At 62.7% G+C, this 23,635-nt stretch carries 21 protein-coding genes; 13 read left to right on the forward strand and 8 right to left on the reverse strand.

Annotated elements, in window-relative coordinates:
- Positions 1-11: 11 nt before the first annotated feature.
- Genes ASD07_RS04790 through ASD07_RS04805 form a run of 4 tightly spaced genes read left to right on the forward strand, consistent with a single transcriptional unit; the run spans position 12 to position 3,565 of the window.
- A complete protein-coding gene (locus ASD07_RS04790; RefSeq protein ID WP_055926082.1) occupies positions 12-395 on the forward strand; it encodes a response regulator transcription factor in 384 nt (127 codons plus the stop codon).
- Entirely contained in the window at positions 392-1,126 is a 735-nt protein-coding gene (locus tag ASD07_RS04795; protein ID WP_055926085.1) for a YaiO family outer membrane beta-barrel protein, read from the forward strand. The genes ASD07_RS04790 and ASD07_RS04795 overlap by 4 nt, the downstream gene beginning before the upstream one ends.
- Complete coding sequence (locus tag ASD07_RS04800) at positions 1,104-2,153, forward strand: HEAT repeat domain-containing protein (RefSeq protein ID WP_162246534.1); 1,050 nt, start codon at positions 1,104-1,106, stop codon at positions 2,151-2,153. Before ASD07_RS04795 ends, ASD07_RS04800 begins: the two co-directional genes overlap by 23 nt.
- Positions 2,150-3,565, forward strand: a complete 1,416-nt coding sequence (locus ASD07_RS04805) for a glycosyltransferase family 2 protein (RefSeq protein WP_055926088.1) — start codon at positions 2,150-2,152, stop codon at positions 3,563-3,565. Before ASD07_RS04800 ends, ASD07_RS04805 begins: the two co-directional genes overlap by 4 nt.
- Here the strand turns inward: ASD07_RS04805 and ASD07_RS04810 are convergent.
- Genes ASD07_RS04810 through ASD07_RS04820 form a run of 3 tightly spaced genes read right to left on the reverse strand, consistent with a single transcriptional unit; the run spans position 3,562 to position 7,603 of the window.
- Entirely contained in the window at positions 3,562-5,712 is a 2,151-nt protein-coding gene (locus tag ASD07_RS04810) for a sensor histidine kinase (RefSeq protein WP_055926090.1), read from the reverse strand. The genes ASD07_RS04805 and ASD07_RS04810 overlap by 4 nt on opposite strands.
- On the reverse strand, positions 5,709-6,659 hold the full coding sequence (locus ASD07_RS04815; protein ID WP_055926093.1) for a D-2-hydroxyacid dehydrogenase: 951 nt from the start codon (positions 6,657-6,659) through the stop codon (positions 5,709-5,711). The genes ASD07_RS04810 and ASD07_RS04815 overlap by 4 nt, the downstream gene beginning before the upstream one ends.
- Positions 6,656-7,603, reverse strand: a complete 948-nt coding sequence (locus ASD07_RS04820; RefSeq protein ID WP_055926096.1) for a LysR family transcriptional regulator — start codon at positions 7,601-7,603, stop codon at positions 6,656-6,658. Before ASD07_RS04820 ends, ASD07_RS04815 begins: the two co-directional genes overlap by 4 nt.
- 167 nt (positions 7,604-7,770) lie before the next feature.
- Between ASD07_RS04820 and ASD07_RS30655 the strand changes: the two genes are divergently transcribed.
- The 8 genes from ASD07_RS30655 (at position 7,771) to blaSMB (ending at position 16,840) form a co-directional block, all read left to right on the forward strand.
- Positions 7,771-7,938 (forward strand): hypothetical protein, encoded by a 168-nt coding sequence (locus ASD07_RS30655; RefSeq protein ID WP_156397870.1) that lies wholly within the window; start codon positions 7,771-7,773, stop codon positions 7,936-7,938.
- The gene (locus ASD07_RS04825) at positions 7,935-8,780 is read left to right on the forward strand and encodes an alpha/beta hydrolase (protein WP_055926099.1); all 846 of its coding nucleotides are present in this window, start codon (positions 7,935-7,937) and stop codon (positions 8,778-8,780) included. Before ASD07_RS30655 ends, ASD07_RS04825 begins: the two co-directional genes overlap by 4 nt.
- 105 nt (positions 8,781-8,885) lie before the next feature.
- Positions 8,886-10,094 carry an efflux RND transporter periplasmic adaptor subunit gene (locus tag ASD07_RS04830; RefSeq protein ID WP_055926102.1) on the forward strand — a complete coding sequence of 403 codons (1,209 nt, stop codon included), beginning with the start codon at positions 8,886-8,888 and terminating at the stop codon, positions 10,092-10,094.
- Positions 10,095-10,097: 3 nt separating this feature from the next.
- Positions 10,098-13,277 (forward strand): efflux RND transporter permease subunit, encoded by a 3,180-nt coding sequence (locus tag ASD07_RS04835; protein WP_055926105.1) that lies wholly within the window; start codon positions 10,098-10,100, stop codon positions 13,275-13,277.
- Positions 13,277-14,716 carry an efflux transporter outer membrane subunit gene (locus ASD07_RS04840; RefSeq protein WP_055926108.1) on the forward strand — a complete coding sequence of 480 codons (1,440 nt, stop codon included), beginning with the start codon at positions 13,277-13,279 and terminating at the stop codon, positions 14,714-14,716. Before ASD07_RS04835 ends, ASD07_RS04840 begins: the two co-directional genes overlap by 1 nt.
- Before the next feature lie 109 nt (positions 14,717-14,825).
- Positions 14,826-15,260, forward strand: a complete 435-nt coding sequence (locus tag ASD07_RS04845; RefSeq protein WP_055926111.1) for a hypothetical protein — start codon at positions 14,826-14,828, stop codon at positions 15,258-15,260.
- 72 nt (positions 15,261-15,332) lie between these two features.
- Positions 15,333-16,001: a polyphenol oxidase family protein gene (locus ASD07_RS04850; RefSeq protein ID WP_055926114.1), complete on the forward strand. Its 669-nt coding sequence runs from the start codon at positions 15,333-15,335 to the stop codon at positions 15,999-16,001.
- Positions 15,998-16,840 carry an SMB-1 family subclass B3 metallo-beta-lactamase gene (gene blaSMB, locus ASD07_RS04855; RefSeq protein ID WP_055926117.1) on the forward strand — a complete coding sequence of 281 codons (843 nt, stop codon included), beginning with the start codon at positions 15,998-16,000 and terminating at the stop codon, positions 16,838-16,840. The genes ASD07_RS04850 and blaSMB overlap by 4 nt, the downstream gene beginning before the upstream one ends.
- A 60-nt stretch (positions 16,841-16,900) precedes the next feature.
- On the opposite strand, the gene ASD07_RS04860 is transcribed toward blaSMB, so the two are convergent.
- The 3 genes from ASD07_RS04860 to ASD07_RS32135 all read right to left on the reverse strand — a co-directional run bounded on the left by ASD07_RS04860 (position 16,901) and on the right by ASD07_RS32135 (position 18,761).
- On the reverse strand, positions 16,901-17,752 hold the full coding sequence (locus ASD07_RS04860; protein ID WP_055926120.1) for a transposase: 852 nt from the start codon (positions 17,750-17,752) through the stop codon (positions 16,901-16,903).
- A 182-nt stretch (positions 17,753-17,934) separates the two neighbouring features.
- Positions 17,935-18,153 carry an entry exclusion lipoprotein TrbK gene (gene trbK / locus ASD07_RS32270; protein WP_373922070.1) on the reverse strand — a complete coding sequence of 73 codons (219 nt, stop codon included), beginning with the start codon at positions 18,151-18,153 and terminating at the stop codon, positions 17,935-17,937.
- Between the two features lie 224 nt (positions 18,154-18,377).
- Positions 18,378-18,761: a hypothetical protein gene (locus ASD07_RS32135; RefSeq protein WP_055926123.1), complete on the reverse strand. Its 384-nt coding sequence runs from the start codon at positions 18,759-18,761 to the stop codon at positions 18,378-18,380.
- 189 nt (positions 18,762-18,950) lie between these two features.
- Here ASD07_RS32135 and ligD point away from each other — a divergent pair, with 189 nt between their 5' ends.
- The gene (ligD, locus tag ASD07_RS04870) at positions 18,951-21,401 is read left to right on the forward strand and encodes a DNA ligase D (protein WP_055926126.1); all 2,451 of its coding nucleotides are present in this window, start codon (positions 18,951-18,953) and stop codon (positions 21,399-21,401) included.
- A gap of 205 nt (positions 21,402-21,606) precedes the next feature.
- On the opposite strand, the gene ASD07_RS04875 is transcribed toward ligD, so the two are convergent.
- Together ASD07_RS04875 and ASD07_RS04880 are read right to left on the reverse strand one after the other, a co-directional pair.
- Positions 21,607-22,614, reverse strand: coding sequence for a Ku protein (locus tag ASD07_RS04875; RefSeq protein ID WP_055926129.1), 1,008 nt, complete (start codon positions 22,612-22,614; stop codon positions 21,607-21,609).
- 2 nt (positions 22,615-22,616) lie between these two features.
- Positions 22,617-23,600: an SDR family oxidoreductase gene (locus ASD07_RS04880; RefSeq protein ID WP_055926132.1), complete on the reverse strand. Its 984-nt coding sequence runs from the start codon at positions 23,598-23,600 to the stop codon at positions 22,617-22,619.
- Positions 23,601-23,635 lie beyond the last annotated feature (35 nt).

The following is a 23,635-nucleotide window of genomic DNA, read 5'->3' on the forward strand; positions in this document are numbered from 1 at the left end:
CCTGAGAACTTATGCCCGACACCTCCATCCTGGTAATTGAAGACGACGAACATATTGGCCAAATCCTGACTTTCATCCTGCAGCGGCAAGGTTACCAGACCACTCTCGCTGCCGATGGCCTGGCGGCTCGCAAGGCCATTGTCTCCGCCGCCACGCCGCCATCGCTGGTGCTGCTGGACGTAATGCTCCCCTATATAGATGGTTTCGAACTGGTGCACATCATCCGCCAGCGCGAGGGCTGGCAGGAGGTGCCGATCGTGATGCTGACCGCCAAGCACACGGAAAAAGACATCGTGCGCGCGCTCGACGAAGGCGCCAACGATTATGTGGTCAAGCCATTCCAGCCCAATGAACTGCTGGCGCGCGTGCGGCGCCACCTGAAGGAGCCGGTATGAAGGCCGCCACCCTGGCCGCACTTGCCTGCAGTGCCTTGCCGGCGGCCGCGCAAACGACGATTGGCATCAACCACGGCATCGATCACCTGAGCGGACCGGCCGCGAACTGGCATGAAACGTCGCTCAGCGTACGCCACCAGGCGGCGCCGCGGCTGGGATTTGGCGCCGGCGTCACGCGCATCGAGCGTTTCGGTATCGGGGAAACCCAGTTCAGCGCCGGCGCCGACATGCCGTTGTCCGGGCGGCTGACCGCTTCCGTCGATGGCAAATTCAGCAGCGAGCACCAGATCCTGGCGCGCCACGCGCTGGGCGCGACCTTGCAGTATGAATTCGCCAAAGGCTGGCTGGTGCATGGAGGAGGGCGCAGCAGCAGCTACAACGACGTCCACGTCAACCAAAGCCTGCTGATGCTGGAGCGCTATGTCGGCAGCTACAGTTTTTCCGGCGCCTGGCGCGCGGCGCGCGCTTTCGGCACGACCGCGCATAGCGCAGAGCTGCGCGGCAGTTATTACTATAACGACCGCAGCGCGGTCGGTTTGTCCGTCGCCGTGGGCAAGGAAGCAGCAAATATCGCCGGCACCACGCGCCTGACCAGCGTGCAGTCGGCCGCCCTGGTTGGGCGGCACTGGTTTGACCAGCGTTGGGCCGTCACTTATGCCCTGGCGTCTACCCGCCAGGGCGATTTTTACGTGCGCAACGGGGTCAATCTTGGACTACAAGCTGCCTTCTGACGTCTACCTCCAGATCGCATTCTGGACCGGTGCTGGTGCGCTGGCGCTGACCGCGCTGGTCGGACTGCAGATCATCTGGCTGCGCCTGTCGATGCGCCGCATGCAGCGCCGCGAACAGGAACTGACCCTGAAATGGCGACCGCTGCTGAATGCCGCCATTGCAGGAGAGCCGGTGGGCAACCTGCCGGAACTGGCGCGGCGCGACGGCCTGCTGTTCATCAAGCTGTGGCTGCACCTGCAGCAGGCGGTGCGCGGCGAGGCAAGCGAAGGCCTGAACGGCATCGCGCGCCGCCTCGGCTGCGACGAGCAGGTCAGGGGGCTGCTGGCGGGCGGCAACCGCGCCGAAAGGCTGCTGGCGATCCTGGCGCTTGGCCATATGCGCGACAAGGATTCCTGGGCCGCCCTGGCCCGTACCGCCCACAGTGCCGACAGTGCATCGTCCGTGCACGCCTTGTGGGCGCTGGTGCAAACCGACGCAGCGCGTGCGGCGCATGAAATGGCGCCTTTGCTGCTGCGGCGCGGCGATTGGCCGCTGTCGCAGCTGGCCAATATCCTGCAGAACGCGCGCGCGGAATGGCAGCCGGTGCTGGCGGATGCACTGGCGCGCGTAACGCCGGCCGAACTGCCGCAAGCGCTGCGGCTGGTGGCGGCCTTGCGCATGGATTTGCCGCTGGCCCAGCTGCGCGGCTACCTTGCCAGCAGGGAGCAGGAAGTGCTGCTGGCCGCCTTGCGCATGTCGCATGTCCCCGGGGTAGTGGATGAAGTGCGCCGCCACCTTGCCAGCGAGGACTGGCGCGTGCGCCTGCAGGCCGTGCGGGCGCTGGGCGAGATGGGGGACCGCAGCGACGTGGCCCGCCTGCGCGCCTTGCTGTCGGATCCGCAATGGTGGGTACGCTATCGCGCGGCGCAAGCCTTGCTGGCATTGCCCTTCCTGACCAATGAAGAACTGGCCCAATTGCGCAACGCCGGCGATCGCTACGCGGCCGACATGATTGCGCAGGTGACGGCGGAACAGGAGGCCGCATGACGCCCAATCCGCATCTGATCCAGATCATCTCGATCAGCGTGCTGGTGTATTTTGTGCTGCTCAATGGCGGCTACCTGATGTTGAACTTCCTGGCCATGTATGCGCTGCGCCGGCGCTCGCAGGAGGCGATCCTGGACGACCTGCCGCAAGTGTATTCGGCGCTGGAGCCGCCGATCAGCGTGGTCGTGCCGGCTTATAACGAGGAAGCGACCATCGTCACCTCGATCCGCTCGATGCTGCAGCTTTCCTATTCGGAGATGGAAGTCATCGTCATCAATGACGGCTCCACCGACCGCACGCTGCAGGTAATGATCGATGAGTTTGCGCTGGTGCCTTTCCCCGAGGCTTACCGCATCCAGCTCGAGACCAGGCCGGTGCATGCCATCTACCGCTCGACGCGTTTTCCGAACCTGCGCATTGTGGACAAGGTCAACGGCGGCAAGGCCGATTCGACCAATGCCGGCATCAATGCGGCGCGCTATCCGCTGTTCTGCTGTGTCGATGCCGACTCGATCCTGCAGCGCGACAGCCTGCAGCGGCTGGTGCGGCCATTCCTGGGCGATCCGCTGATGGTGGCCACCGGCGGCACGGTGCGTATTGCCAACGGCTGCGAAGTGCGCGGCGGCTTCCTGACCCGGGTCGGCATGCCGACCAATCCCTGGGCCCTGTTCCAGGTGGTTGAATACCTGCGCGCCTTCATGTTCGGCCGCATGGGCTGGTCGGTGATCAACGGCATGCTGATCATCTCCGGGGCGTTTGGCCTGTTCCGCAAAGACACCGTGGTGGCCGTCGGCGGCTACAACCCGAAGGCAATCGGCGAAGACATGGAGCTGGTGGTGCGCATGCACCGCAAGCTGCGCGCCCGCGGCGTGCCATACAGGATCGAATTCGTACCGGACCCGGTGTGCTGGACGGAGGCGCCGGAAGACCGCAAGCAGTTGCGCAACCAGCGCATCCGCTGGTCGCGCGGCCTGTCCGAGAGCATTACCACCAACTGGGGCCTGATGTTCAGCCGCCATGGCGGCGTTGCGGGCTGGATGGCTTTCCCGTTCTTCGTGCTGTTCGAGTGGCTGGGGCCCTTCATCGAGCTGTTCGGCTATATTTTCATGGCGCTGGCCTGGTGGCAGGGCTGGGTGTCATGGGAGTCGTTTGGGGTCTTCCTGTTCCTGGCGATCGGGCTGGGCATCCTGCTGTCGGCCTTCGGTTTGCTGCTGGAGGAAATTTCCTTCCACCTGTATCCGCGGCCAAGCCAATTGCTGATCCTGGCGGCGGTTGTCGTCCTTGAGAACTTCGGCTATCGGCAGATCAACAGCTGGTGGCGCCTGATCGGCCTGTACAAGTGGGCCATCCGCGAAGAGGCCAAGTGGGGCGTGATGACCCGCAAGGCCGACTGGCAGCAGGACATGAATTAAAGCGCGGGCAAGGTCACGTGGAAGGTCGTGCCGCGGCCTTCTTCCGTATCGAAACCGATGATGCCGCCGTGCTGTTCGGCGATGGCGCGGCAAATTGCCAGCCCCAGGCCGGTGCCGCCTTTCAGGCGCGTATCCGAACTGTCGGCCTGGGCGAATTTGGCAAAGACGCGCGCCTGGAACGCCTCCGGAATTCCCGGGCCATTGTCGCTGACCGATAGCCGGATGCCTGCCGCTACCACGCGGCAGTCGAGCGTCACCGAATTGTATTGCGGCGAGTGTTTGATGGCGTTCGACAACAGGTTCACCAGCAATTGCACCAGGCGATCGTGGTCGCCGCGCACGCGCAAGCCGCGCCCGCTGCCGCTGCGCTCCAGCGCCACCGGGCGCTGCGCCGCGCTGCCGCGCACCGCGTCGACGGCTTCGTCGAGCAGCGGTGCAATCTCCAGCTCGTCGGTGCGGAATTCCATCTTGCCCGCTTCGATCTTCTCGATATCCAGGATATCGTTCACCAGGCGCACCAGCCGTTCGCTGCTCTGGTAGGCGATGTTGACCAGGTGCTGCACATCCGGCGGCAGTTCGCCGGCGCCGCCGTCGACCAGCATCGATAGCGAGGCGCGGATCGACGTCATCGGCGTGCGCAGTTCGTGCGAAACGGTGGCGATGAATTCGTTCTTCATTTCCTCGACCTGGCGGCGCTCGGAGATATCGTGCAGGAAGACGCAGAACAGGCCATTGGCCGGACGGCTGATGCTGGCTTCCACCGTCAGTTCCTCGCCGTCGCGCCGGATCAGGGTGCGCTGCACGCGGCGGCCGAAGTCCGGGGCTTCGCTGCCGCGGGCGGCGGCCAATGCGGCCTCCTGCTGCGTGCGGAAGCGTTGCGGCACCAGCATCTCGATATAGCTTTTGCCTACGGCTTCCTGGCGCGGCCAGCCGAACATATGCTCGGCGGCAGGGTTCCAGTCGGTGATGAAGCCGTCCGGGCCCACCGCAATGAAGGCATCCTGCGCGGTTTCGATAATGGCGGCAATGCGCTGCATGGCGTCGCGCAACTGGCCGGTCCGGGCGCTGACGCGGCCTTCCAGGTTGGCAACCAGGGAATTCAGGGTGCGCGATAGCGCCTGCACCTCGGCGTAGGGCGCCAGTTGCGGCAATTCAGCGGCTGAACCGCGCCGGATACGGTCGGCGGCGTCGGCCAGCTCGCTCAGCGGCCGGGCAATGCGGCGCGCCAGCGGGAATGCCAGCAAGGGCAGCAGGGCCGCCATCGCCACGCCCAGCCACCAGGCGCGCTTCTGCAAGGAGCGCACCGGCGCCCAGGCGGTATCAACCCTCTGGCGCACCAGCACCGTCCAGCCAAGGCCAGGGTAGGCGGCGTGACCGCGTGTGCGTGCATAGCCGACCACGTAGTCGACGCCATCGGGCCAGCGTTGCACCCGGTAGCCGTTGCCCTCGTCCGGCAGGGGCAAGGTCCTGGCCAGCAGCCCGTCGGGCCCGAGCAGCACTTTGCCGTCGCGGTCGACGATGATCGCCTGCACCTGGCGGTGCGTGCTGGCCGGTTCGATCACCGAGCGTTCCAGCTCGCGCGCCCATTGCCATGACAGGTGGGCGCCGAGCACGCCGCTGCCGTCGGCCAGCGGGAAGGCCAGGTCGACAAAGCGCTGCGCCTGCATGTCCGGCGCAGGCAGCAGCTTGGCCAGCATGACCGCATCATGCACGTCGCCGACGAAAGTCCCGGCCTGGGCATTGCGGTACCAGGGACGCTCACTGACGTCGAAGTCTTCCAGCAGCGAGCCGGTGGCGGCCAGCACGCGGCCGTTGCGGCCTGTGACACCGATCCAGGCATAGTGAGGATAGCTGCGCTGGTGCAGCTCCAGCGTGGTGCGGCGTGCTGCCGTCGAAGCGGCACCGCCCATGTCGGGACGCTGCGCCAGCAACTGTACCTCGCGGTAGCGTTCGAACATATTGCGATCGAGCTTGTCGGCCGCCTGCTGCGCCAGGTCGGATAGTGCGCTGCCGATATCGGCCTTGACCTGGTTGCCGGCAGTGCGCGCGATGACGGCAGCCAGAATCGCGCCCATGGCGATCGCCAATGCGCAAAACGCGATGGCAAGATAGGTGCCGATTCCCGCCTTCGGGCGTGCGCGTTTCATGCGACGCGGTTGGCCGGCTGGCCGGCGACGAAGGCTTCGATATTGTCGATCAGCTGGTCGGCCAGGCCCTGCATCGCCTGCCCGCTGGCCCAGGCCGAATGGGGCGTGAGCAGGAAGTTCGGCAGGCGCAGGCGCAGCAGGGGATTGTCGGGCAGCGGCGGTTCCTTCGACAACACGTCGAAGCCGGCGCCGGCGATCAGGCCGCGCTGCAAGGCGCCAGCCAGCGCTGCTTCGTCGACCAGGCCGCCGCGCGCGGTATTTACCAGGATGGCGCTTGGCTTCATGCGTGCCAGTTCGGCGGCGCCGATGATGTTGCGCGTGGCGTCGGTCAGCGGTGCGTGCAGGCTCAATACGTCAGAAGTTTCGAGCAGTTCGTCCCAGCTTACGTCGCGCACGTCGGGGTCGTTGGCCGGCGTGCGGGTATGCACTAGCACTTCCATGCCGAAGGCGCGGCCGAGGTGCGCCACCTGTTTTCCCAGGTCGCCGTAGCCCAGCAAACCAAGGCGGCTGCCATGCAGGTCGCGGATCGGGTGGTGGAACAGGCAGAAACGCGGCGACTTCTCCCACATTCCCGCTTCGACGTCGGCACGGTAGGCCAGCAGCTGGCGGCGCAGCGCAAGCATCAGCGCAAAAGTGTGCTCCGGCACGGCGGCACGGGCGTAGCCCTGGATGTTCGACACCACGATGCCGCGCCCGCGCGCCGCCGCCAGGTCGACGATATCGGTGCCGGTGGCGGCCACCGCGATCATTTTCAGGCCGGGCAGGGCAGCCAGCGCCTCGGCCCGCAACGGCACCTTGTTGCTAATTGCAATGGTGGCGCCCTTCAGGCGTCCAATCGCTTCGGCGGCGCTGGAGGCCGGATATTCGGCCCATTCGTGGGCGAATGAAGGACGCCGGATATCGGCGATGATGCTGTCGCGGTCCAGGAAAACGATGCGTTCGGTCATACTGTCGGCTCCACAGGCAGGGAAGCGGCGAGGGGACGCAGCCGCATTTGGGGATGGCTGGCCATCAGGTCCGCCACCCATTCAACGAACACCCGCACCTTGGCCGACAGGTGGCGGTTTTGCGGGTACACCACGTGGATCGGCAGCGGGTCGGTGATCCAGTCTTCCAGGACCTGCACCAGGCGGCCATCCTTGCCGTGGCTGCCCAGTTGCACATCCGTCATCATGATGATGCCCAGGCCCGCCAGCCCGGCCTGCAGGTAAGCGTTGGAGTCGTTCAGTGCCACCACGCCCGGCAGCATCATCTCGATCCGCTCGCCGTCGCGCGTGTAGTCCCAGTTGTATATTTTGCCAGTCTTGGACGAGAAATAGTTTACGCAGCGGTGCCGTTCCAGGTCCCGCGGGTGGTTGGGGGTTCCGAAGCGCTCGAGGTAGGAGGGCGCCGCGCAGGTGACAAAATTGAGCAGGCCGACGCGCCGCGCAATCAGGGTGGAATCGGCCAACTGGCCACCCCGCACTGCACAATCGACGCCTTCCTCGATCAAATCGACCGGGCGGTCGCTGCAACCGAGTTCGAGCTGGATATCCGGGTATTGTTCAAAGAAGGAAGGCAGGGCCGGCACCAGGATTTCGTTGGCCAGCCCGGTCGGCGCGTCGACCCGCAGCCGGCCGCGCGGGCTCAGGCGGGTGCGCGAAAGCGACTCCTCGGCGTCCTTCACGTCGGCCAGGATGCGCAGGCATCTTTCATAGTAGGCGGCGCCGTCGGCGGTGACGGAAACGTGGCGCGTGGTCCGGTGCAGCAGCTTGACCGATAGCGCCGCTTCCAGGCCGGCCACCAGGGTCGATACGGTGGCCTTGGGCAGCTGCAGGGATTCCGAGGCGCGCGTGAAGCCGCCGGCGTCGACCACCTGTACGAAGACTTCCATTGCTTGGAGCTTATTCATGAGTCCACCTTCATTGTTCGAGATTCTGAACAATCAATTCAACATTAATGTATTTTTCTTATTCTAGTGGAAGTTTATTATTACCGTATTGCAGCATAAAAAAGCCCTTGACCCTCCCGTGATGGGAAAGTTTAAAGTGGCTTCGGTTTCAGAGAAAAGGAGCAGTCATGAGTAACCGGGATGGATTCTTTGCAATGGTATCGCTGGCGCTGGGCGCGATCGCCCTGGCTGGCGTCCTGTACACCGACGAATACTCTTACGGCGCGCAAGTCGGTTTTGGCGCGGCGCCGGCGCACACCCTGCTGGCTTCGGCCAGCTCGGAGGCTAAAGAATGACGGCGCAGGTGCCGGCGGAGCTGAAGATCCGCGAACTCGAAGTGCGCGGGGCCCAGGGTCCGCTGGCCGCACGCCTGTACCTGGCCGGGAATTCGTCCGCCAAGCGCGATGCGCTGATTGTCTTCTTCCACGGTGGCGGCTTTGTAGCCGGCGACCTGGAGGAGGCGGACGAATTCCTGCGCCACCTCGTCACGTGCAACCCTGACCACGTGATCCTGGCCACCAATTACACCCTGGCGACCGTCAGCCCGTTTCCGGCGGCGGTTGAAGATGCCCACGCCGTGCTGGCCTGGGCCAAGAAGAACAAGGCCAGGCTGGCCTGGAGCGGCAAGCAGCTGCTGACGGCGGGCATTGAAGCGGGCGCCAACCTGGCAGCCGTGTCGGCGCTGATGGCGCGCGACCGCGGCGGCCCGGCATTGGCCGGCCAGATCCTGATCATGCCGATGCTCGATCCGGGACTGTCGACCTGCTCGATGCGCGAACTGCCGAATTGTCCGGACCAGATGAAGGTGGCCAATACCTGCGCCGCCGCCTACCGCGGCTACCTGCCGAATGCCGCCGACCGCGCCCACCCTTACGCGTCGCCGCTGCAATCGAGCCGGCTGAAAAATTTACCGCCGGCCCTGATCCTGTCGGCCGAAGACGACCCGCTGAGGGATGAAGCAGAACAATACGGGGCGAAATTGATCGCCTGCGGAGTAAAGACAACAGTCAGACGCATGCCACCGGCGCCACTGCAGGAGCCGGGAGCCAGGAATGAATGCGCGTGCAGGGGCTTTGCACTGAAAGAAATGGCCAGTTTTATCAGCGCCATCGACGGGGCGGAAACGCCCGCAGTGTAAGGCTGAATTAAATAAAACAGAAGTTTAGAAAAAAGTGCCCGCGAGGCACATGGGCCCCTTTTTGCCTGGATTTCCTAACTAATTTTCACCCCCAAGAGGTCAATAATGAAAAAGATGAATCAAATGTCCACTCTTGTGCGGCCGCTGGTTGCCGCATTGGCGATGGGCGGGCTGGCGGCGGCCATCCTGTCCGGTTGCAGCGCCAATAGCAAGCCGGCCGAAAGCCAGGGACCTGCAGCGGGCGGGCCGCCAGTTTCGGCAGCCGTCGTGGTGCAGAAGTCCGTCGCCGAAACCCAGGAATTCTCCGGCCGCATCGAAGCCATCGACCGCGTGGAGATCCGTCCGCGCGTCAGCGGCTTCATTACCGCAGTGAATTTCAAGCCTGGCAGCGAGGTGAAAAAAGGTGATGTACTGTTCGTGATCGACCCGCGTCCATTCCAGGCGGAAGCCAGCCGCGCCGATGCCGCCGCCAATTCTGCGCGCGCCAAAGCCGACCTGGCCAAGCTGGAACTGGCCCGCGCCGAAAAACTGCTGGCCGACAAAGCCATCGCCCAGCGCGAATTCGACGAACGTGCATCGGCACTGAAGGAGCTGGATGCAACGGCCCGCGCCGCCTCTTCGGCAGCGGAAGCCGCGCGCCTGAACCTGTCCTACACCCAGGTAACGTCGCCGATCAACGGCCGCGTGTCGAAGGCGGAAATCACCCTCGGCAACCTGGTCGACCAGAGCGCCGTGCTGACCAGCGTGGTTTCGCTGGACAAGATCTACGCCAGCTTCGACGGCGACGAAGACACCTTCCTGCGCGTCGGCGGCCAAGCCTACAAAGGCCAGCCGGTGACGGTGAAAGTCGGCCTGGCCAACGAAACCGGCTTCCCGCATGAGGGCAAGCTGGAATTCGTCGACAACCAGCTCGACACCCGCACCGGTTCCGTGCGCATGCGTGCCACCTTCGACAACAAGGAACGCGCCCTGGTGCCCGGCCTGTTCGCCCGCGTCCAGCTGGACGGCGGCACCGCCACCCAGCAAGCGGTGCTGATCAACGATCGCGCCGTCAGCACCGACCAGGACCGCAAGTTCGTGTACGTGGTCGGCGCCGGCAACAAGGCGGAATACCGTCCTGTCGTGCTGGGCCCGAACGTCGATGGCCTGCGCGTGGTACGCAACGGCCTGAAAGCAGGCGAGAAGATCGTCGTCAACGGCCTGCAGCGTGTGCGCCCCGGCGCGCCGATCACGCCGGAAATGGTCGACATGACCTTTGACCCGATGGCAGCCCAGAAAGTGGCAGCCGCCGATGCCAAAAAAACCAAGGAATAATCCATGAATTTTTCTCGCTTCTTTGTCGATAAACCGATCTTCGCGGCGGTTTTATCGATCATTGTCTTCGTAGCGGGCTTGATCTCGATCTTCAAGCTGCCCGTCTCCGAATACCCGGAAGTGGTGCCGCCATCCGTTGTGGTGCGTGCCGTCTACCCGGGCGCGAATCCGAAAGTGATTGCGGAAACCGTCGCCGCGCCGCTCGAAGAGCAGATCAACGGTGTCGAGAACATGCTGTACATGTCCTCGCAAAACACCTCCGATGGCGCGCTGATGCTGACCGTGACCTTCAAGATCGGCACCGACGTCGACAAGGCTGAAACCGCGGTGCAGAACCGCGTGCAGCGCGCCTTGCCACGCCTGCCGGAAGAGGTGCGTCAGATCGGCGTGACCACGGTGAAATCTTCGCCGAACCTGACGATGGTGGTCCACCTGCTGTCGCCGAACGGCCGCTACGACGACCTGTACCTGCGCAACTACGGCGTGCTGAACGTGAAAGACCAGCTGGCACGTATTCCAGGCATGGGCGACGTGCAGATCTTCGGCGCCGGCGACTACGCCATGCGCGTCTGGCTCGATCCGCAGAAGGTTGCCGGCCGCAATATGACCGCGTCCGACGTGGTCGAAGCGATCCGCGAACAGAACGTGCAGGTCGCTGCCGGTGTGGTGGGCGCTGCGCCTTCCAAGTCGGCCGACTTCCAGCTGACCGTCAACACCCAGGGCCGTTTGAGCTCGGTCGAGGAATTTGGCGATATCATCGTCAAGACCAATGAAGACGGCGCGCTGACCCGCCTGAAGGATGTCGCCCGCATTGAAATGGGTTCCAACAGCTACTCGCTGCGCTCCCTGCTGAACAACAAGTCGGCAGTGGGCCTGGGTATCTTCGAAGCCCCGAACAGCAATGCGCTGGAACTGTCCGCCAATGTGCGCGCCAAGATGGAAGAGCTGAAAAAGGACTTCCCTGAAGGCGTCGCCTACGACATCGTGTACGACCCGACCCAGTTCGTGCGCGAGTCGATCAAGTCCGTGATCCACACCCTGCTGGAAGCAGTGGCCCTGGTGGTGATCGTGGTGATCATCTTCCTGCAAACCTGGCGCGCATCGATCATCCCGCTGCTGGCGGTGCCTGTATCGATCGTCGGTACCTTCGCGGTGATGATCGGCTTCGGCTTCTCGATCAATACGCTGTCGCTGTTCGGCCTTGTGCTGGCCATCGGTATCGTGGTCGACGATGCGATCGTGGTGGTGGAGAACGTCGAGCGTAATATCGCCAACGGCTTGTCGGCCCGCGATGCGACCATCCAGGCCATGAAGGAAGTGTCCGGCCCGATTATTGCCATCGCCCTGGTGCTGTGCGCCGTGTTCGTGCCGATCGCCTTCGTGTCCGGCCTGACCGGCCAGTTCTACCGCCAGTTCGCGCTGACCATCGCCATTTCGACCGTGATTTCGGCACTGTGCTCGCTGACCCTGGCCCCGGCCCTGTCGGCATCGCTGCTGCGCCCGCATGACGCACCGAAAGATGCGCTGACCCGCGTGATGGACAAGATCTTCGGCCGCTTCTTCGCCTGGTTCAACCGCTTCTTCAACCGCGCTTCGCACCGTTATGAAACCGGCGTGCAGGGCGTGCTGAAACGCAAATCCGCCTCCGTCGTGGTGTACCTGGTGCTGGCTGCCGCCGCGGGCATCATGTTCAAGGTTGTTCCAAGCGGCTTCGTGCCTGGCCAGGACAAGCAATACCTGGTGGGCTTCGCCCAGCTGCCTGACGCAGCATCGCTGGAACGCACCGAACAGGTGATCCGCAAGATGTCCGACATCGCCAAGGAAATCCCTGGCGTGGATGCATCGGTGGCCTTCCCGGGCCTGTCGATCAACGGTTTCACCAATGCGCCGAACGCCGGTATCGTGTTCACCACGCTGAAGCCATTCCACGAGCGTACCGACAAGTCCCAATCGGGCGAAGCGATTGCCGCGGAAATCAACAAGCGCATGGGCGCCGTGCAGGACGCGTTCGTGATGGTGTTCCCGCCGCCGCCAGTCAATGGCCTGGGCACCACCGGCGGCTTCAAGATGATGATCGAAGACCGCAACAACGCCGGCTATGATGACCTGTACAAGACCATCCAGGCGATCCAGATGAAGGCGTGGCAGGACAAGCGCCTGGCCGGTGTGTTCTCCAGCTTCCAGATCAATGTGCCGCAGCTGTTCGCGGACATCGACCGTGCCAAGGCCAAGCAACTGGGCGTGCCGCTGCAGACCATCTACCAGACCTTGCAGATCAACCTTGGTTCGCTGTACGTGAACGACTTCAACCAGTTCGGCCGTACCTACCAGGTGCGCGTCCAGGCTGACGCTCCGTTCCGTTCGCAAGCCGAGCAGATCTCGCAACTGAAGGTCCGCAACAGCAAAGGCGAGATGATTCCGCTGTCCTCGCTGATGCGCGTGAAAGACAGCTATGGTCCTGACCGCGTGGAGCGCTACAACGCCTACGTATCGGCCGAGATCAACGGCGGTCCGGCTCCGGGCTTCTCCTCCGGCCAGGCCCAGGCTGCACTGGAAGAAATCGTCAAGGCCAACCTGCCGAAGGGCATGGGATACGAATGGACCGAGCTGACCTACCAGGAAATCCTGGCAGGTAACACCATGATCTACGTGTTCCCGCTGTGCGTGCTGCTGGTGTTCCTGGTGCTGGCTGCCCAATACGAAAGCTGGACCCTGCCGCTGGCGGTGATCCTGATCGTGCCGATGTCGATCCTGTGCGCCCTGATCGGCGTCAAGCTGACCGGCGGCGACAACAACGTGTTCACGCAGATTGCCTTGTTCGTGCTTGTAGGCCTGGCGTCGAAGAACGCGATCCTGATCGTGGAGTTTGCACGGGAACTGGAAGACCACGGCCGCACCATCCTGGAAGCGGCGCTGGAAGCTTGCCGCCTGCGTCTGCGCCCGATCCTGATGACGTCGATCGCCTTCATCATGGGTGTGGTGCCGCTGGTGTTCTCAGTTGGTGCAGGTGCTGAAATGCGTCATGCAATGGGTGTGGCGGTGTTCGCCGGCATGCTGGGCGTGACCTTCTTCGGCCTGTTCCTGACGCCAGTGTTCTACGTCCTGCTGCGCACCCTGGCCAAGCGCCTTGAGAAGAAATCCCCGGCAGCCGACGCTGCCCCGCAACTGGAAGGGACCCACTAATGAAAAATATGATTGCAAAGGGCGTCGCCCCGCTGCTGGCAGCGCTGCTGCTGACCGCATGCGCAGCGCCTGAATTCAAGCAACCGCAAGTCGACACCCCGACCGCCTTCAAGGAGTCGCAGGTGATGACGGCCGAAGACGGCACCAGCTGGAAGCCAGCCCAGAACGCCGAGCGCCAGCCGCGCGGCGAATGGTGGCTGGCCTTCAGCGACCCGGCCCTGAATGAGCTGATCGCCGAAGCGACCCGCAACAACGCCAACCTGGCCGTGGCGGCCGCCCGCGTCAAGCAGGCGCGCGCCATCGCCGGCATCGCCGAAGCGGACCGCATTCCGCAAATCGGCGTGGGCGTTGGCGCCCAGCGTGCCCGCAATTCGGCACTGTCGATGGGCGTACCGGCCGGCACCGACATTGCGCCGCAGACCACCTACAACGCGAACCTGACGGCGAGCTATGAAGTGGACCTGTTCGGCCGTGTATCGAGCAATGTGGCCGCGGCCCGTGGCGACGCTGCGCAGGTGGAGGCGAACTACCGCTCCGTCCTGCTGTCGCTGCAAGCCGACGTTGCCCAGACCTATTTCCGGCTGCGCGCCACGGACGCCGAATTGGCGACTGTGGAGCAGACGGTCCGTTTGCGCGAAGAGAGTGTGAAGGTCAACCAGCGCCGCTTCGACCTGGGCGACATCGGTGAATTCGACCTCTCCCGCGCCAAGACCGAACTGGCAACGACCCGTTCGGAAGCGATCGGCCTGCAGCGCCGCCGCGCCACGACCGAGCACGCACTGGCTGTCCTCCTGGGCAAGCCGGCAGCGGCCTACACGGCGGGCAACAGCCCGCTGCTGGATTCGACGCTGCTGCCTGCGATCCCGACCGGCCTGCCATCGTCGCTGCTGGAGCGCCGTCCCGACATCGCGGCTGCACAGAAAGCGATGGAAGCGTCCAACGCCCGTATCGGTGAGGCGCGTTCGGCCATGTTCCCGGCACTGAACATCACCGCGAATGGTGGCGGCGCTGCCGGCCACTTCAGCGATGTGTTCAAGTGGAGCAGCCGCTCGTGGGTGCTGGGCGCCTTGCTGTCGATGCCCTTGATCGATGGCGGCCGTAACAGCAACAACGTCAAGCGCAGCGAAGCAGTCCTGGAAGAATCGGTTGCCGGCTATCGCCAGACCGTGCTGGGCGCCTTCGCCGAGGTGGAAGACAACCTGGCAGGCCTGCGCATCCTGGGCGGCCAGACCGCACAGATCGACGAGGCCCTGGTGTCGGCGCGCCGCTCCGCCGACCTGGCGCAGAAGCTGTATGACGCCGGCCGTTCCAGCTACCTGGACCTGCTGGACTCCCAGCGCAACCTGGCAGCCGTTGAACGCAACGCAGTGCAACTGCGCGGCGACCGCGCGGTGACCACAGTCGCCCTGATCCGTTCCCTGGGCGGCGACTGGAACTGACTCAAGTCTTGATCAGCCCTTAACGGCGCCCCGCATCCGCGGGCGCCGTTTTTTTTCGTCGGTCGCCGACCACGTATAATCGCGCGTTTTGGCTTGCCTTTCCGTTCAAATGCCCTTACTGCACAAGGTCACGCTCTCCCTGCTCACCGTTTTTGTCGTCGTCTGGTCCTATCTGGCCTTCTACCCGGAACCTGCATTGAATACGCCAGCGCTCGGCCCTGAAGCCAAGGCATTCGTCAGCCAGTCGCTGAAAGACTTCTGCACCGGGCTTTATACCGATGGCATCTGCCCCAAGGTCTCGATCGCCGGAAAGCAAAGGTGGATGGCCAGCACCTATCTCGGCGGCTCGGACATCCCCACGCAGCAAACGGACGCCATTCTGCTCGCGCAGGGCTGGCAGCAGGTACGATCCCATTACGAACGGACCGCCGTATTCTGCAAACAGGGCTACTCCGCACGCTATGACTACACTGCGGGCTTTGTTGGCACTTTGTCGTTCGCCGGCGGCAGTCATAATTGCGAAAAACTCGCCCGCGAAAGCTGACACCGTAGAGCAGCGCTTGCAAATCCGCCCAGACCAGCCTATGATTGCGACAAATGTCACACAAAGGCTAATATGGTCACAAGCAGTCTGTTAAGCAGCATCCCGGGCATCCAGCATGGCTTTGGCAGCGCGTCGTCGCTGGTTCCAGCCGAACTTGCCCCAGTGTGGGAGTTGAGGCCAGCAAAGCGGCAGGTCCATGGCACCCGCATCGCCGCGATTTCGATGCCAAAGCAGGAAGCGGGCGACGCCGACGGCTTCCACACCAAGACGCCGGGCCTCCCGGTCAGTATCATCACCGCCGATTGCGTGCCGCTGCTGCTGGCGCGCCGCGACGGCTCGCACGTGGCCGCGATCCATGCAGGCTGGCGCGGGCTATATGACGGCATCATCCCCGCAGCGCTGGCCGCGATGGGCGAGGGCGCGCCCATCGCCGCTGCAGTCGGACCAACCATCTGCGCCACCTGCTATGAAGTGAGCGAAGAAATGGCAGAAGATTTCGCACAGCGCTTCAACCAGCTGCCGCGCGAAGCCGTGCTGCCGACGCGCCGCCACCTCGACCTGCGCGCCGTAGCCGAACACCAATTGCGCGCTGCCGGCGTTGAAGAAATTGAACATGTCGGCGGCTGCACGTGCTGTGCACGCGACGCCGCCGGCAAACCCATTTACCGCAGTTACCGGCGTGGCGACCGAGGGTCGCAAATGCACGCCGGCCTGTACCTCACCACCAAAGGAGAAAAATGAAGGTCATCGCATCCCTTATCCTGGCCGCTTTCGCGACCGTCGCCAACGCACAAGAACGCGACTGGAGCGCGCCGCAGAAGCCGTTCACCATCTACGGCAATACGCATTACGTCGGCACTGCCGGCATCAGCGCAATTCTGGTGACGTCGCCGCAAGGACATATCCTGGTCGACGGCACGACCGCCAAAGGTTCCGAAGTTGTGGCGGCGAACATCCGCACGCTGGGCTACAAGCTGGCAGACGTGAAATACATCCTCAGCTCCCACTCGCATGAAGACCACGCCGGCGGCGTCTCGGCGCTGCAAAAGCTGACCGGCGCCACCGTGCTGGCAGGCAGCGACAACGTTGAAACCATGCGCACCGGCGTATCGCCGAAAATCGACCCGCAGTTCGGCAGCCTGTCGAACTACCCCGGCTCCGCAAAAGTGCGCGGCGTGAAGGACGGCGAAGCGATCAAGCTTGGCCCGATTGCAGTCACTGCCCACAGCACGCCAGGCCACACCGCAGGTGGCACCACCTGGAGCTGGCAGTCCTGCGAAGCAGGGAAATGCATGAACGTGGTGTTCGTCGACAGCGTGACTGCCGTCTCGGCCGATAGCTACCGTTTCACCGACCATCCCGAAGTGGTCGCCCAATTGCGCAGCAGCTTTGCCACTGTTGACGGCCTGACCTGCGACATCGCCATTGCCGCGCATCCTGAAGTGAACGACCTGTGGGGCCGCCAGCAGCGCGCAGCGAAAGAGGGCAGCGCAGCCTATATCGACAGCAACGGCTGCAAGACCATCGTCGAAGCCGGCCGCAAGCGACTCGAGACCCGCCTGGCCAGCGAAAAGCGCTGATTGGTAAAAGTCGGTGCCAGGTCTGTCATTTGGACAGCTGGCACGCACGATTGATATTTCTCAAGGCCTCTTTAGAAATTCTCTGAAGTCGTTAATCGCCCTGCTGACGGTCTTGACAGAAACTCCTGCGTGCCGAGCGATTTCAGGCATTGAGTATCCGAGAGAAAAGTAGGCGCGAGCCATTGCCTCTTTTGCGTTGCAGTATTCCAAGAAATAGTCGTGAAGTGGTCGGGCGACAGCTCGACGCTGGGCCCGTTTAATTTCGAAGGGATTTCCATTGATTGGTAGACCGACGACGCTGGCCTGGAAATCATCGTCGCCCAGTATGAGGTGGTTGGATACCGCCGCAAGCGGGCTTGCACCGCCCAATCCTGCCATCACAAACTCTTCATAAGCGAGTCTCGCGTCTACCTTGTGGTCACCAAAATGAGCAAGTGCCACATCGGGCTGTAACCATTTGGGGCAATCAACAATTCCCATTATTGCGCTGTAACTTGACCATGGCCACTTAAGTGGATGTGCGACCATTTCCGCCCTGACTGGATTGAGCTCGATATAGCGGCAGAGTTCGTGCAGGTACAGCTCGCTTTGACAGAGGATGGCCTTGTACCTTCCCTGAAAGACATGTCCGACTAAGCCATGTGCGCGGTTGAAGTAGCGTGAGTACTTTCCGTTGAGGTGACACATGCCTCGGCCGAGTTCACCGTCGATCGCTTCCAACAGTATATGGAAGTGATTGGTCATCTGGCAGTAAGCCCGAACTTCAAAGTTGAATCGCTCGCACGTCTCGCCGACGATCGATAGCCACGTCAAGCGATCGCTATCTGATAGATAGATCGCGCCCCGGCGATCACCCCGAGAGGTGATGTGATACAGCGAGTGGTCGAGTTCAATTCGCAGAGGCCGGTTCATGGATCGAGTGTAATTCGACCATAAACAGGCGTAATTGCGCAGGCGCAATTTGAAAAGCGATAAATGAAATTTATCTCGTCGCTTTGACTAAACTCAAAGGTGCGGTCCTTCTGTCCAAATGACAGACCTGGCACCGAATTTTCGATCCGCATCAAAAACACGATCGATTATCTGAAAGCCATCTAGTGAACGCCGTTCATTGCCGCAGAAGCTTTGCTTGAGTCGTTCAGCTTTGCGCAATTTGCTGAGAGAACTGATCGCGCCAAAGCATCCGTGACTTGCTTGATCGCTTCTGGCGTACAGTCCGCTGCGGTCGGCTTCGATGTGAGTTGGGGAGGGTGGTGCGTGAAGCTCTTCAACGCGACGGCTGCAAGGATTGCTGCCGCAATGACTGCGATCACCAGGTTCGTGCGAGGTTTCAAAAGATTGTCCGTATCGATTGCGGGAAAATGCCAATGATACGGTGCTCGCAACCGTAAACGCAAAAAAGCCCGCCTGGTCAGCGGAGAACCCTGCCAGGCCGGGAGAAAGATGCCGCGTTCGGTCCCCGCCAGGCCAGCGCGCGATTCCGGTTTGGAGGCGGATTCGGGAGGCGCGCTGGCGGCTGGGGAAGCGGCGCTCTGGATTACTTGGCCGGTGCGGCTTCCTTGGCAGCGGCTACTTCTTTGGATGCAGCGGTTTTCTTGGAGTGCTTGGTCTTTTTCACTTCCTTGGTGGCGCTGGAGTGTTCATGCGAAGCGGCTGGGGCGGCGGCGCTGGCCGAGGAGGCTGGAGTTGCGGCTACCGCTGGGGTGGCCGGGGTCGCTGGAGTCGCCTTGCTACCCTTTTCGGCTGGCACTGCTGGCGTAGCAGGAACGGCAGGAGTCGCTGGGGTGGCCGGTGCGGCTGCGGTGGCTGCAGGCATCGGGGCAGCAGCTGGTTTAGCTGCGTGGCCGCCGGCAGCCGGGGCTTGGGCGAAGGCAGCGGTTGCGAACAGGCCGGCGATCAGGGTGGCGATGGTCTTCTTCATGGTCAAGCTCCTCGGAGAGAATGGGGTAAATCGTTCAGTGTGTCGTGCACTATTGCCGTGTCACTGAGCTGAAAACGGCGGCCATATCGATATAGTTGACGGGTATTACAGATGGTTACATCTGCCAAAACTGCTTACAAAGTGCGGTAAATAACCGTCCCGCACCGCCACCGCCCGTACAGTGGCTCTATGAAGGATGCACTCAAGACTTATAAGGCGAAGCGGGACTTCCGCGTCACGCCGGAGCCCGCAGAGGGAGGCCAGCCAGGACGGGGGCGGCTGGCCTTCGTGATCCAGAAACATTGGGCGTCGCGCCTGCATTACGATTTCCGCCTGGAGCTCGACGGCACCATGAAAAGCTGGGCTGTACCGAAAGGGCCGAGCTACGATACGCACGACAAACGGATGGCGGTGCATGTCGAGGACCATCCGATCTCCTATAACGAATTCGAAGGTACGATCCCCGAGAAGCAATATGGCGCGGGGAAGGTAATCATCTGGGATCGCGGCACCTGGGAGCCAGTCGAGGATCCGCACAAGGGCTACCGCGCTGGCAAGCTGGTGTTCCAGTTGCATGGCCACAAGATGCATGGGCGCTGGGCGCTGGTGCGCATGCGTGGAAAGGGCGAGAACAAGGAGCCTTGGCTGCTGATCAAGGAGAAGGACGAGTACGTTCGCCCCGCCGCTGAATTCAGCGTGGTGGACGAAATGCCGGACAGCGTCAAGTCGCTCGGCGTGGCTACTGCGCCCCCGGTGCCTGAGCCCCCGGCGGCGCCGCGCATCAAGCGCCTACCCGCCGAATTGGAGCCCGAACTGGCCACGCTGGTGGACGGCCCACCATCAACGCCGGAAGACTGGCTGTTCGAAGTGAAATACGACGGTTACCGCCTGCTGGCCCGGATCGAAGATGGCGATATCACGCTGCATACCCGCAACCGCAACGACTGGACGCACAAGCTGGAACCGCTGCGTGCCGCGCTGGCCAGGGTCAAGCTTCCCGACGGCTGGTATGACGGCGAGATTGTCGTCCACAACGAAGAAGGACGCCCGGACTTCGGCCTGTTGCAGCAGGCCTTCGACGGCGAGCGCACGAAAGACATCGTCTATTTCCTGTTTGACGCGCCTTACCTGGGCGGCGAAGACTTGCGTGGCCTTGCGCTCGAGGAGCGCCGCTCCAGGCTGGAGGCCGCAATGGCCAAGGTCAAAGGCGACACCATTCGCTTGAGTGCCGTGCTGCAGGCTTCTCCAGACGAAATGCTGGCTGCAGCCTGCAAAATGGGCCTCGAAGGCGTGATTGGCAAGCGCCGCGACTCCGTCTACACGGAGCGCCGTTCGCGCGACTGGATCAAACTCAAATGCGCCCAGCGCCAGGAGTTCGTGATCGGTGGGTACACCGACCCGCAAGGCAGCCGCACCGGCATCGGTTCGCTGCTGCTTGGCGTCTACGGCAAGGATGGGGAGCTGCATTACGCGGGCAACGTGGGCACAGGTTTCAACGACAAGACCTTGCGGGAACTGGCGGAAAAGCTGAAGCGCTTGAAGTCCGGTGAGCGCCCCTTTGCCGCCAGCAAAGCCATTGCCCGCAAGGCGCACTGGGTCAAGCCGCAATTGGTGGCGGAAGTCAGCTTCGGCGAGTGGACGCGCGGCGGCTCGGTGCGGCATGCTGTTTTCCAGGGCCTTCGCAAGGATAAGAAAGCCGGTGAAATCAGCCGGGAGGTAGCTGCCCATGTGGAGGAGGAAACCGTGCAAAGCAAACTGCCCGCATCACTCAAGGTGACCAATCCGGACCGGCTGGTCGACCCGGCCAGCGGTATCAAAAAGATTGACGTGGTGCGCTACTATGCCCTGGTTGCGGACCTGATGCTGGAGCACACCAAAGGCCGTCCAATTGCGCTGTTGCGTGCACCGGACGGCGTCGGTTCCGAATTGTTTTTCCAGAAGCACGCCGATGTGAGCAAGCTGCGCGGCCTGAAGGAGTTCCCGCGCGAGCTGGATCCTGATCACCCGCCGATGCTGGAAGTGGGAACGACGCAAGCCTTGCTGTCGGCCGCGCAGTTCAACGTGATTGAATTCCACACGCAGAATGCTTTTGGCCGCACTTACGAAAAGCCGAACCGCATCCTGTTCGACCTCGACCCGGGCAGTGGCGTCGAGTGGGCGCAGATCCAGGAGGCGGCGCAACTGGTGCATGCCTTCCTTGAGGAACTGGGCCTGCCGTGCTTCCTCAAGACCAGCGGCGGCAAGGGGCTGCACGTAGTGGTGCCGATCAAGCCTTACTACGACTGGGATACGGTGAAAGCGTTCAGCAAGCAAGTTGTCGAACACATGGCGGCCACGCTGCCGGACAGGTTCGCCGTCAAGAGTGGGCCGAAGAACCGGGTCGGCAAGATTTTCATCGATTACCTGCGCAATGGGCGCGGCGCTACCACGGTTGCCGCATGGTCGGCCCGTGCGCGGCCCGGCCTTGGAATTTCGGTGCCGGTCGGCTGGGACGAGCTGGCCAGCCTGCGCGGTGGCGATCATTGGACGGTGGCGACGGCGCATACCCGGCTCGATGTCGGCAATACGCCATGGACGGATTATGCGAAGGCGGCGGTCGGCCTGACACCGGCCATGAAGGCCATCGCCGCGGCAGGCTAGGTAGCAGGGGAACTGTTATGTCATGGGACGGATCGAGATCGGGTCTGACCCTTGGGTCAGACCCAGATTTACCGGTTTTTTCTTCCTTACTCGAAGTTAAGGCGTAATCCACCGGCGGCATCTATCTTTGGAAAACCGGTAAACCAGGGTCAGACCCGATATTCATTGGGCGGTGGCGTTAGGCACCATCCACAATGAACCTGGTTCAGGCGGCTTTGCGGCGCGTAGTGGTAGATTTGGCGGTGGACTTGGCCGCACCGGCACGTTTGGCAGCGGGCTTGGTGGAATTTTTGCCGGAGGATGCGGTCGCGCGTGTTGAACTTGTGCGGGTCTTGCTCGCGCTGGCGCCGGCGCTACTGCGTGCACGCGGCTTACGCGGGGCGGCTTCTTCCTCGTCTTCTTCCGGCTCGTCGGCAGCGGCTGCCTTGCCCTTGGAACCCAGGCTCTGTTTGAGCAGCGCCACCAGGTCCACCACGTTGCTGGCCTTCGGCACTGGCGATTCGTCGGACGGCGCAGTAATCGTGTGCGTCTGTCCGGCTTTCACTTTCTTCTCGACCAGCTTGAGCACGTCCTCGCGATAAGTGTCGTGGTATTCCTTGGGATTCCACTTTTCGCTCATTTCTTCCACCAGCGACAGGGCCATCTTCAATTCCTTGTCGGTGAGGCCGGAATGGCCTGGCAATTTCAGGTCTTCGGGATTGCGGATCTCGGTCGCATAGCGCAGCGTATTCATGATGATGCCGTCGCCGACGGAAACCAGTGCGCATAAGTGCTGCCTGGTGCGGATCACCACCGTGGCAATCGCGATCCGGCCCGCCTTGTGCAGCGTTTCGCGCAGCAGGGCGTAGACCTTGTCGCCGCCTCGGCCCGGCGCGAGGTAGTAGGGCGTTTCGTAGAAAGTGAGCGGTACCGAATCCGCGTCGACGAAGGCCATGATGTCGATGGTCTGAGTTGCTTTGGGGTTCGCCAGACGCAAATCCTCATCGCTCAGCACCACGTATTCGCCATCGGAATAGGCATAGCCCTTGACGATATTGTCCCAGGTGACTTCTTTGCCACTGCCTTTGTTATAGCGCTTGAAGCCGATCGGCGAGAAGTCCCGCTTGTCCAGCATGGTCAGGTCCAGGTCGTGCGATTCCACTGCCTTGTGCAGTTCCACCGGGATGTGCACCAGGCCAAAGCTGATCGCGCCTTTCCAGAGTGCTCGTGCCATGATTACTCTCCGATGCTTCCGGTAATCGGCAAGACGATACCGGTGATATAGCTGGCACACGAGGGCGCGGCCAGGAAGACGAAAGCCGGCGAAATCTCTTCCGGCTGCGCTGGACGGTGCATATCGGCCTGCGAGCCGAATTGCCTGATCTTGTCGGGGGACTGGTCGGCCGGGTTCAGGGGTGTCCACACCGGGCCCGGCGCGACTGCGTTGACACGAATGCCCTTCTCCAGCAGGTTGGATGCCAGCGACATCGTAAATGCATGGATTGCACCCTTGGTGGTCGAGTAATCCAGCAGTATTTTCGAGCCGCGCAAACCCACCACGGAGCCGGTGTTGAGGATCGAGCTGCCGCGCTTCATATGGGGCAGGGCCGCCTTGGCCATGTGGAAGTAGCCGTAAATATTGGTCTTCATGGTCAGGTCGAAGCGTTCCTCCGACAGGTCCTCCAGCGAACCGGCGTGTTCCTGGAAGGCCGCGTTGTTGACCAGGATGTCGATCTTGCCGAAAGCATGCAGTACCTCATTGATCGCCTGGCGGCAGAATGCAGGGTCGCGCACATCGCCGGGAATCAGCAGGCAGCGCTGGCCTTCGGCCTCGATGTGCTGTTTGGTCTCGACCGCGTCTTCCTGTTCTTCGGCAAGGTAGACCAGCGCCACGTCGGCGCCTTCACGGGCATACAGCACAGCTACTGCGCGGCCGATGCCGGAGTCGCCGCCGGTGATAATCGCCGCCATGCCGGCCAGCTTGCCGCTGCCGCAATAATCGGGCGCCATGAACTGGGGTTTCAGTTGCATCTGGTGCTCAAGGCCGGGCTTGTCCAGGTGTTGTCCAGGCAAGGGCGGCGCCGGGAAATCGTGTGTCCCGGTCTGGGCGGCCTGCTTTTTTTCCTCAGCTTTTGGCTTGGCCGCGTCACGCTGGTCCTGTTCCTGCTGGACGGTGCGCTGTTCGCTGCCCGCGCCTGTCTTTTGCTGCGAGTTCGACATGGCTTCCTCCTGTGCTCGGAAGTCCAGTATTCGCC

The organism is Duganella sp. Root336D2 (assembly GCF_001425005.1).
Taxonomy (GTDB): domain Bacteria; phylum Pseudomonadota; class Gammaproteobacteria; order Burkholderiales; family Burkholderiaceae_D; genus Rugamonas.

Coding starts and splice junctions, on each gene's coding strand:
- ASD07_RS04790 (WP_055926082.1), top strand. CDS start 12: ATGCCCGACACCTCCATCCTGGTAATTGAAGACGACGAACATATTGGC.
- ASD07_RS30655 (WP_156397870.1), top strand. CDS start 7,771: ATGAGTAACCGGGATGGATTCTTTGCAATGGTATCGCTGGCGCTGGGC.
- ASD07_RS04875 (WP_055926129.1), bottom strand. CDS start 22,614: ATGGCACGAGCACTCTGGAAAGGCGCGATCAGCTTTGGCCTGGTGCAC.
- ASD07_RS04840 (WP_055926108.1), top strand. CDS start 13,277: ATGAAAAATATGATTGCAAAGGGCGTCGCCCCGCTGCTGGCAGCGCTG.
- ASD07_RS04830 (WP_055926102.1), top strand. CDS start 8,886: ATGAAAAAGATGAATCAAATGTCCACTCTTGTGCGGCCGCTGGTTGCC.
- blaSMB (WP_055926117.1), top strand. CDS start 15,998: ATGAAGGTCATCGCATCCCTTATCCTGGCCGCTTTCGCGACCGTCGCC.
- ASD07_RS32135 (WP_055926123.1), bottom strand. CDS start 18,761: ATGAAGAAGACCATCGCCACCCTGATCGCCGGCCTGTTCGCAACCGCT.
- ASD07_RS04860 (WP_055926120.1), bottom strand. CDS start 17,752: ATGAACCGGCCTCTGCGAATTGAACTCGACCACTCGCTGTATCACATC.
- ASD07_RS04880 (WP_055926132.1), bottom strand. CDS start 23,600: ATGTCGAACTCGCAGCAAAAGACAGGCGCGGGCAGCGAACAGCGCACC.
- ASD07_RS04825 (WP_055926099.1), top strand. CDS start 7,935: ATGACGGCGCAGGTGCCGGCGGAGCTGAAGATCCGCGAACTCGAAGTG.
- ASD07_RS04820 (WP_055926096.1), bottom strand. CDS start 7,603: ATGAATAAGCTCCAAGCAATGGAAGTCTTCGTACAGGTGGTCGACGCC.
- ASD07_RS04805 (WP_055926088.1), top strand. CDS start 2,150: ATGACGCCCAATCCGCATCTGATCCAGATCATCTCGATCAGCGTGCTG.
- ASD07_RS04810 (WP_055926090.1), bottom strand. CDS start 5,712: ATGAAACGCGCACGCCCGAAGGCGGGAATCGGCACCTATCTTGCCATC.
- ligD (WP_055926126.1), top strand. CDS start 18,951: ATGAAGGATGCACTCAAGACTTATAAGGCGAAGCGGGACTTCCGCGTC.
- ASD07_RS04815 (WP_055926093.1), bottom strand. CDS start 6,659: ATGACCGAACGCATCGTTTTCCTGGACCGCGACAGCATCATCGCCGAT.
- ASD07_RS04845 (WP_055926111.1), top strand. CDS start 14,826: ATGCCCTTACTGCACAAGGTCACGCTCTCCCTGCTCACCGTTTTTGTC.
- ASD07_RS04795 (WP_055926085.1), top strand. CDS start 392: ATGAAGGCCGCCACCCTGGCCGCACTTGCCTGCAGTGCCTTGCCGGCG.
- ASD07_RS04850 (WP_055926114.1), top strand. CDS start 15,333: ATGGTCACAAGCAGTCTGTTAAGCAGCATCCCGGGCATCCAGCATGGC.
- ASD07_RS04835 (WP_055926105.1), top strand. CDS start 10,098: ATGAATTTTTCTCGCTTCTTTGTCGATAAACCGATCTTCGCGGCGGTT.